The 1,309-nt window shown below is 69.3% G+C and carries 1 protein-coding gene and 1 pseudogene; both read right to left on the reverse strand.

Annotation, left to right across the window (positions count from 1 at the left end; translation table 11 throughout):
• Window positions 1-588: 588 nt before the first annotated feature.
• Window positions 589-843, reverse strand: a pseudogene (locus CHB94_RS24330) (ISAzo13-like element transposase-related protein); the annotation flags it as partial.
• Window positions 844-960: 117 nt separating this feature from the next.
• Entirely contained in the window at window positions 961-1,131 is a 171-nt protein-coding gene (locus CHB94_RS25555) for a hypothetical protein (protein ID WP_176445748.1), read from the reverse strand.
• Window positions 1,132-1,309: the final 178 nt, after the last annotated feature.

Here is a 1,309-nt window from a genome sequence, read left to right on the forward strand (position 1 = left end):
CGCCGTCCCACCCGCCCGCGAATCCAGCAGCGCGCTGAACAGGTCCGAGGTCACGTGGGCCATGACCCATCGTGACGTGACGCTCGCCGGCGTCCGAGGAGCCAGGTTGCCGGTCGGATCAGCGCGGGAACCATCCCCAGACCGCGATCAGATCCCGCGCCGGGCCCGGAGGCGGGTGTCCGCGCCGACCCACACCGCGCGAAGTTCGCGGGTCAAGTCGAGGCCCGTCGTCCGGAGGGCGACCCGGCGTCCGGCCGCGATGTCGTCGGCCACCGCAAGGTCGGACAGAACGGCAGGGCCAGGCCGGCACGAACCGCCTCGCGGACCGCGGTGATCGTGTGGTGACCAGCGCGGCACTGCCAGATGACGAGCGGTCACGGGGCGACTGGACCATGCCCAGGGACGGCCAGGGGTGACGACGACGGTCAGTCGGTCGTGCCCGATGTCCTGGTAGTGGGCACCTCCGGCCGGAGTCAGGCCCAGAGTGCGAGCCGCAAGACAGAACAGCGCTCATGCGACAGGCTTCGAGGGGGTTGCGGCGATCAGGTCGACGACAACCCGGGCGAGCTCCAGGCCGACGTCCTCCTGCTCCTTCTTCTTCGCATCCACGCTGATCACCGGCGCACCGGCGGCCTGATGGGCCTTGACCTGCTCGTTGATGTAGGCGAACTGCGCATCGCGGTCGGGATGCTGCTTGCCCTCCAGGGTCTTGGCCGTGCCCTGCAGACTGAAGCCGGCCTGCCGCAGCAGCCGGCCCACCGTCGGGGCGGAGACCGGATGGCCCTGCCCGGTCAACTCGGTGGCCAGGTGCCGCAGCGACTTCGTCGTCCAGCGCAGCGGCGACATCAGCAGCACCTCGAACCTGGTGGCGAGCTGGCCGCGGACCTCTTCGTCGACGCGCATAGCAGATCGTCGACCGCGGATCCGGGAAACAACAGCTTGATTCCTGACAGGCCCACTTCACCCGGTACTCGCCGGGTGGGGTGCCGCGTCATCGGACAGCAGACACATCACGGCCGGCGACTGCAGGGTGCACACGTTGATCAACCTCGCCCAGGCCGCCAGACAGGCGTGCTGCCTGGAGGCGTAGGGCAGTGCCTGACAGCCGACGTTGCGGGCGGTGGTGGTCACGGTGATCCCCTCGGCACAAAGCCGGCAGGACAGGCGCACCGGGAGGCGAACCGGTGACCAGGGGGAGCAGCACGTAGTCCAGACCCGAGTTGGCTCATTTGGTTAGTGCGTGACTGCCGGTGTCCTGGAGCGCGTCGAGGACGGCTTGTTGCGCTGGCGGGACGTGGGGGTCGAAGGT

The sequence above is a fragment of the Blastococcus mobilis genome (assembly GCF_900188025.1).
GTDB lineage: Bacteria > Actinomycetota > Actinomycetes > Mycobacteriales > Geodermatophilaceae > Blastococcus_B > Blastococcus_B mobilis.